The 7344-nt window shown below is 65.0% G+C and carries 4 protein-coding genes and 1 pseudogene; 3 read left to right on the top strand and 2 right to left on the bottom strand.

Annotated elements, in window-relative coordinates:
* Positions 1-4 precede the first annotated feature (4 nt).
* Together ABZS43_RS34705 and ABZS43_RS34700 are read left to right on the top strand one after the other, a co-directional pair.
* Positions 5-211 (top strand): annotated as a pseudogene (locus ABZS43_RS34705) (AMP-binding protein); the annotation flags it as partial.
* A gap of 75 nt (positions 212-286) precedes the next feature.
* Positions 287-4975 carry an amino acid adenylation domain-containing protein gene (locus tag ABZS43_RS34700; RefSeq protein ID WP_355040243.1) on the top strand — a complete coding sequence of 1563 codons (4689 nt, stop codon included), beginning with the start codon at positions 287-289 and terminating at the stop codon, positions 4973-4975.
* A 46-nt stretch (positions 4976-5021) separates the two neighbouring features.
* On the opposite strand, the gene ABZS43_RS34695 is transcribed toward ABZS43_RS34700, so the two are convergent.
* A complete protein-coding gene (locus ABZS43_RS34695) occupies positions 5022-6239 on the bottom strand; it encodes a helix-turn-helix domain-containing protein (RefSeq protein WP_355040242.1) in 1218 nt (405 codons plus the stop codon).
* 417 nt (positions 6240-6656) lie between these two features.
* Positions 6657-6845 (bottom strand): hypothetical protein, encoded by a 189-nt coding sequence (locus ABZS43_RS34690; protein WP_355040241.1) that lies wholly within the window; start codon positions 6843-6845, stop codon positions 6657-6659.
* Between the two features lie 219 nt (positions 6846-7064).
* Between ABZS43_RS34690 and ABZS43_RS34685 the strand changes: the two genes are divergently transcribed.
* Positions 7065-7322: an acyl carrier protein gene (locus ABZS43_RS34685; RefSeq protein WP_355040240.1), complete on the top strand. Its 258-nt coding sequence runs from the start codon at positions 7065-7067 to the stop codon at positions 7320-7322.
* The last annotated feature ends 22 nt before the right edge of the window (positions 7323-7344 follow it).

Here is a 7344-nt window from a genome sequence, read left to right as displayed (position 1 = left end):
GGGGGTGTGGGGTCCGGGTCGGTCGTTGCACAACGGGTACGGGCCGACGGAGGCCACGATCATGGTGGCGATTTCGGATCGGTTGTGTCCGGGTGGTCGGGTGGTGTTGGGTGGTCCGGTTCGTGGTGTGGGGTGTGTGGTGTTGGATCGGTGGTTGCGGCCGGTTCCGGTGGGTGTGGTGGGTGAGTTGTATGTGTCGGGGCCGGGTGTGGCGCGGGGGTATGTGGGTCGTGGTGGTTTGACGGCGGGTGTGTTTGTTGCTGCGCCGTTTGGTGTGGGTGCTCGTATGTATCGGACTGGTGATGTGGTGCGGTGGGTCGAGGGTGGGGTGTTGGAGTATGTGGGGCGAGCTGATTTCCAGGTGAAGGTGCGTGGTCAGCGGGTGGAGTTGGGGGAGATCGAATCCGTCCTCACCACACACCCCGCCGTGAAACAGGCTGTCGTCGCGTTGCGTAGCGACGAACGCGGTATCGACCGGCTGGCCGCCTATCTCCTCGGCGAGGCCGATATCGATGCGGCCGATGTCGAGGCCGCCGCTCGGACACGGTTGCCCTCGCATATGGTCCCGGATGTGTTCGTGGTGCTCGACGCGCTTCCGCTCACCACGACCGGCAAACTCGATCGCCGCGCGCTGCCCGCCCCGGACTTCGTGGAACGCCGCGAGTGGGTGGCCCCCGGCACCGGGATCGAGTGCGTCGTCGCCGAGATATTCGGGGAGGTACTCGACGTCGAGAAGGTTGGCGCGATGGACGGCTTCTTCGACCTCGGCGGCAATTCGCTGTCCGCGACACGGGCCGTCGCTCGGTTGAGTGCGGCGCTCGGTGTCCGCGTCGGTGTCCGCGATCTGTTCGAAGCGCCGACGGTCAATGCGCTCGCCGCGCGAGTGGGCGCTGGCGATCGGGTCGATCGCGTGCCGTTGATCCCTCGCGAACGTCCGGAACTGGTACCGCTTTCCCCCGCGCAGCAGCGGATGTGGTTCTTCAACCAGTTCGACACATCGGTCGCGGCCTACAACGTGCCGTTGCTGGTTCGCCTGAAGGGCGACCTCGATATCGAGGCCATGCGGCGCGCATGCGAACTGGTCATCGACCGGCACGAATCGCTGCGCACCAAATTCCCGATGACGGGCGGAACACCGCATCAGGTCGTTGTCGATGCCCGCGAAGTAGTGCCCGGGTTGGGACCGGTCCGTGTCGATGAAACGCAATTGATGGAGCGGGTCGCCGCCGCCGTCTCGGTGAGTTTCGATGTGACGCAGGCACCTCCGGTGCGGCTGGATCTGTTCGCCCTCGGCGCCGCCGATCATGTCCTGGCGATCACCGTGCATCACATCTGCGCCGATGGGCAGTCGATGATGCCGCTCGCGCGTGATGTCGCGGCAGCGTATGTGGCGAGCAGGCAGGGGACCGAACCGATGTGGCCCCCACTCGCGGTGCAGTACGCCGACTACTCGCTGTGGCGTCGCGAGATGCTCGGCGACGAGCACAATCCCGATTCGGCCATCTCCGAACAACTGCGGTACTGGAAGGAGACACTCGGCGGCCTGCCCGAACTGCTCGAGCTGCCGACCGACCTGCCTCGCCCACCGGTCGCCTCCATGCGCGGCGACGCGGTCGATTTCGAGATCTCCGCGCAACTGTGGTCGCGGATCGACGCCATGGCACGACAGGCGAACGCGACGGTGTTCATGGCACTGCACGCCGCGCTGACGATCCTGCTGTCCAGGCTGGCCGGAGTCGACGATATCGCCGTCGGCACACCGGTGTCCGGTCGCGGCGAGCGTGAACTCGACGATCTCGTCGGAATGTTCGTGAACACGGTCGTGCTGCGGTCGCGAGTGGCGCCACGGCAGTCGTTCGCGGATCTGCTGGCCGCGACCAGGGAGGCGGACGTGGCCGCGTTCGCCCACGCCGATGTGACCTTCGACCAGGTCGTGGAGATGCTCAACCCGCCCAGGTCCACCGCGCACCTCCCGGTGTACCAGGTGACGCTGGATGTCCAGAATCTGAGCTCCGTCGCGTTGACATTGCCGGACCTGGTCATCGAACCGATCGAGCACGGATACGAACAGGCGCAGGCGGACCTGAACGTCAAACTTGTCGACCGATTCGACGACAGCGGCGCGCGGACAGGAATGTCGGGCCGTCTGACCTTCGCCAGTGATCTGTTCGTCGCGGAAACGATGCACCGCTTCGCCCGCGCGTTCGTGCGAATTCTGGAGACCGTGTCCGAGGATCCGGCGATCGTCGTCGGCGATATCGACCTCGGCGATCCCGAGCAGCGGCGCGAGATCCTCGACGCGGCGGGTACCACGGGCGTCGCGGTGCCGGAGGTGACGCTGGCACAGCTGTTCTCCGACCGTGTGACCGCGCGGCCGGACGCGGTCGCGGTGACCGATGGCGCCTCGCGGCTGACCTACGCGGAGCTGGATCGGCGCGCCACCGCCGTGGCGGTACGGCTGGCCGAGTGCGGGGTCGGCCCGGAATCGCTGGTGGCCGTGGCATTGTCGCGGTCGATCGAGCTGGTCGTCGGTCTGCTCGGTGTGGTCAAGGCGGGTGCGGGATATCTGCCGCTCGACCTCGCCTATCCGCGGGAGCGCTTGCGGTTCGTCCTCGACGACGCCGGTCCCTCGGCGGTGCTGACGTCCACGGCGACGGCGTCGGACGTGCCCGAATGCGCGGTACCGGTGGTATTCGTCGAGGATTGCGCCGATGCCGACGCGGGAGCGCCGTGTGTCCTCGCGCCGGGGGCCGGGCCGGACAATATCGCCTATGTGATCTACACCTCGGGTTCGACCGGCCGCCCCAAGGGCGTCGTCGTCAGTCACCGCCAGGCGGTCACATTGTTCACCCACGCCGCCGAGCGATTCGATACCGGGCCTGACGACGCGTGGACGATGTTCCATTCGTACGCCTTCGATTTCGCGGTATGGGAGATGTGGGGCCCGCTGGTGTCCGGCGGGCGCGTGGTCGTCGTCGACTACGACACGTCGAGGTCGCCGGAGGCGTTGGTGAGCTTGCTGGCCAGGGAGCGGGTGACGGTGTTGAGCCAGACTCCGTCGGCGTTCTACGGATTCGCCGATGCCGAGCGGCGATATCGGGAATCCGGTTGCGCGGCGGGTGAACTCGCTCTGCGGTATGTCGTCCTCGGCGGGGAGGCCCTCGATACCTCGAGGCTCACGGGGTGGTACGAGGCGCACGAGCCGGATTCTCCGCGTGTGGTGAATATGTACGGGATCACCGAGACGACCGTGCATGTGACCTTCGCCGAACTCGGCGGTGCGAGCTCCGACGGGATCGCGCCCGCGGACAACACGGGAATCGGCAGGCCGCTGCCGGGATTGCGCGTCTACGTGCTCGACGACCGGCTGCGCCCGGCCCCGATCGGGGTCGTGGGGGAGATGTATATCGCGGGTGAGCAGCTCTCGCGCGGTTACCTCGGCGCCGAGGCGTTGACCTCGAGTCGATTCGTGGCGAATCCGTTCGGGCCGGACGGCTCTCGTCTGTACCGTTCGGGTGACACGGCGCGCTGGCGGCCATCGGCGAACGGACTGGAGTTGTCCTACGCGGGCCGGGCCGACGCACAGGTGCAGTTGCGTGGGTTCAGGATCGAGTTGGGTGAGGTGGAGTCGGCGCTGCTGCGGCATCCGGGGGTCACCCAGGCCGCCGCCGCGGTGCACCGTCACGATCGAGGCGTCGATCAGCTGATCGGCTATGTCGTCCTCGACGCGGACGGAGTAGATCCCGCGGAGATCCGCGCGACGGCCGCGCGGGTGTTGACGAGCTATATGGTGCCGTCGGTGGTGCTGACGCTGCCCGAGCTGCCGTTGACGATCAACGGCAAACTCGATCGCAAAGCGTTGCCGAGTCCTGATTTCGGTGACTCGGTCATCGAATTCGTCGCACCGCGCACCCGGACCGAGAAGGTGATCGGCGAGGTCTACGAGCAGGTTCTCGGTGTCCAGCGGGTCGGGGCGACGAATGGATTCTTCGACCTCGGCGGCAATTCACTGCTCGCGACGAGTGTGGTGATCGAGTTGCGTGCCCGCGGCGTGAGGATCTCGCTGCCGTGGATGTTCGACGATGCCACACCCGAGGCGCTGGCGCGCCGGGCCGACGAGGCGGAAGGCGGTTCCGGTCTGCAGGTGTTGCTCCCGCTGCGCGCGGGCGGGACCGAACCCGCGGTATTCGGCGTTCATCCGGCCGGTGGCTTGGCATGGTTCTACGGCGGGCTGGTCGAACATCTGCACCGGGACAGGCCGATGTACGGGTTGCAGGATCCCCATGTCGTCGAGGGTGAAGCGTGCGCGGATTCGGTGGAGGCGTTGGCCGAGCGGTATGTGGCCGAAATTCGCCGGGTGCAACCGAGCGGACCGTATCACCTGCTCGGCTGGTCACTGGGCGGAGAGATCGCCCATGCCATGGCGATACGTCTGCAGCGTGACGGCGACGTCGTCGGAATGCTGGCAGTGCTGGACAGTGTGGTCGGATGGTCCGAGAGCACCGGTTCGGGCACCGGACCCTCCGACGATCATGCGCCGGGGGAGTTGATGGCGGATCTGCTCGGTGGTTGGCGCGAGCTGTTCGACCTCGGTGACGCTGTCGCCGCCGAGACCCACGAGCAGGCATGGGCGGTCATCCGCGACCAGGTCGTCGGGACGGGAATGTTCACCGCCGAGCAGGTCGACCGGTTGATGGACAGCTTCGAGACGGCGGGCGATATCGCCGACGCCTATCGTCCCGAAGTCTTCGACGGTGATCTCGTCGTCTTCACCGCGGGTCGGGATCGCACCGACCACGACGCCATCGCCAGGACGTGGCGGCCCTACGTCACCGGCGACATCCACAACACCGTCGTCGACGCACGTCACCTCGAATTGACCCATCCGGAGGCGTTGGCCGTCATCGGGCCGATCCTCGAACAGTTCATGACGAGGGTCGAGGAGTCGGCGATGACCGCGACGCGACGAGAATAAGTCGCAACGACCCGTCCCCGGCCGCGAATACCGTCGCCCGCACCGACTATGCGCGATAGGTGCGGGCGACCAGCGCCGAGCGCAGGTACCACAGTCCGGAGGGCTGGGACGGGTCGAATCCGGTCAGTTGGCCGATACGCTTGAGTCGATAGTCGACGGTGTTGGTGTGCACGTGCAGAACTCGTGCGGTGCGCTGGCGGTTGAGGTTGTTGGCGATATGCCGCTGCAATGTCTCGAGGAGTTCGGGGTGCTCGTCCAGCGGATCCAGCAGGGAGCCGAGGTATTCGCGCCCCGGTCCGGGGCGGGTGAGCTGGTATTCGAGGGCGAGCTCGTCGAACCGGTACATGCCGGGCATCGCCTCCAACCGCTGCACCATATCGAGGAGTTCGTGGGCCTGGTCGGCGGCGTTCGGGATCTGCTCGGGCGTGGCGTCGATCATCGTCGCGGTGATGCCGACCTGCGCGGCATGCGACAGGTGGGTGATGAGGGCATCGAGTTCGGCATTGTCGAACATCGCCGACGGTATGAGCACCGTGCCGCCGTCCACACTGAGGAGCGACAGTGCGCTGTTGCCGCATCGCGTGGCGAGTTCGGCTTGGACCCGCCGGAGTTTCCTTCGTGCGACCACCTGGCCGTCCACCGCGGGGTTGCGTTCCTCGCGATGCGGCGGGATTGCTACCGCGACGACGGCATACGAATCCGCTATCGCGATTCCGCATTCCCTCGCCATGGTCGAGGTGCTGTGTCCGCCGAGTAGCGCCGAGGTGAGCGTGTGCACCGCGGTGTGGTGTTCGCTGACCACGGAGCGCAGTTCGCGCACGTATGCGACGGAAATGGCCGAGGTGATCTGGTCGAGCATCTCGAGCACGGCTTTGGCACCGACGACGAGATTGTCGTAATCCTTGATCGTCGCGCCGGAGACGACGAGATCCAGTCCGATCTTGAAACCTTCGTGGATCGAGTGGTGGATGGTGTCGATCGGCACGCCTTCACGAGCCCAGCCTGCCGCGGCGTCCTGTAAGCGCTGGAGCTTGGTGGGAATATCCCTGCCGTCGAGCATGCTCACCGCGAACTCGAGGCATACGCGGGTGATCGCGGTGACATCTCCGGAGATCGCGTCGCCGGGTAGCGTCCCGCAGGGCGCCACGTTCTCCACGAAATGGCCCACCATCTGACGTGACAGTGCGCGTATGTCCTGCAGCGGTGACGACATCGGCTTACCCGACAGGGTAAGACTCGGTCGTGCCGAGCTATCGACGGCCATTGACGACTCCTTCCGCCCCCGAAAATTGCTGTGCAACGCATTCACACTAACTGCATCGAGGAAGGAATGGACCGATTCGGCTGGTTCCGTGCGATCGGGATCGAGTCCCCCGCGGGAGGCTCGTGCCGCGTCGTGCGGTCCGTTGTCTACCGATGGGTAATGAAAGCCGTCACATTCGCGGCGTGGACGCATCGTTTGCCGCCCGTTCTATCGGTCTCGACCCGGTTCTTCTCGGCGTAAAAACAGCGTTAACGAATCGCGATTCACGTTCAGCTGTGATAGGAGGTGAATTCGAGTATATAAATACCGACAGGTCGGGTTTCGCACCTACTGGACATTCTGTTGAACTGACCGTGAACAGCGGGGTTTCCGCGATTCGGAACGTCCAGCGGCTTCGGATGTGCGATGTGCGTAAATTCATGTGCCCCGGGCGCTGGGGAAATTGTCTGGGACGCGTTGCGTCCATGTGTCATCGATGAAAGTGATGGCACATTCGTTCACATTGGCGAGAATGGTTTGCCAGAGAATTGCTTCAGCTTGAGACATACTGTGTGGCAGTGCATTTGGAATTGCCGCCGATGGATCGGCGGTGTAGAGATTGGTCATGGCGCGGCTGTGATCGATGACAGCTGTGCGAAGTGACGAGTATGAGGCATGACAGTCTCGGGTTGTCGATATCGGAGGGCTAGTGATCGCGGTCTCGACTGGCGTCAAATCATGCATTGACCAGGGAATTTTTGAGATGTGCCCGTTATCGGGCATTGGGGCCGGACGTGTTGTGCCGATGGCCGAAGCGCGAGGCTCGGCCGTGGCCGGAGGGGTGAAATGATTGTGTCCGATGACGTTGCCGAGCGGGTGTGCGAACTTTTTCGTGTAGGTCTCCGAGTTGCCGATATCGACATCGACACACCATTACTGGATTATGGCCTCGACTCCGTGCGGTCCGCCGAAATCGTCATAGAACTGGAGCGCGTGTTCGACATCGATCTGCTCGACGAGGAGGTCGCCACGCTGCATACCGCGCGGGATGTGATCGAGTGCGTGTCGGCCAAGCGGGGGAGCCGCACCGAGGTCGGGGCGTAGCTTCCGTGGTATCGAGAGCTCG

Source organism: Nocardia sp. NPDC005366, from assembly GCF_040606855.1.
Taxonomy (GTDB): Bacteria; Actinomycetota; Actinomycetes; order Mycobacteriales; family Mycobacteriaceae; genus Nocardia.
Note: the sequence above shows the minus strand (reverse complement) of the source record. Positions and strands in the feature narration are given on the sequence as shown.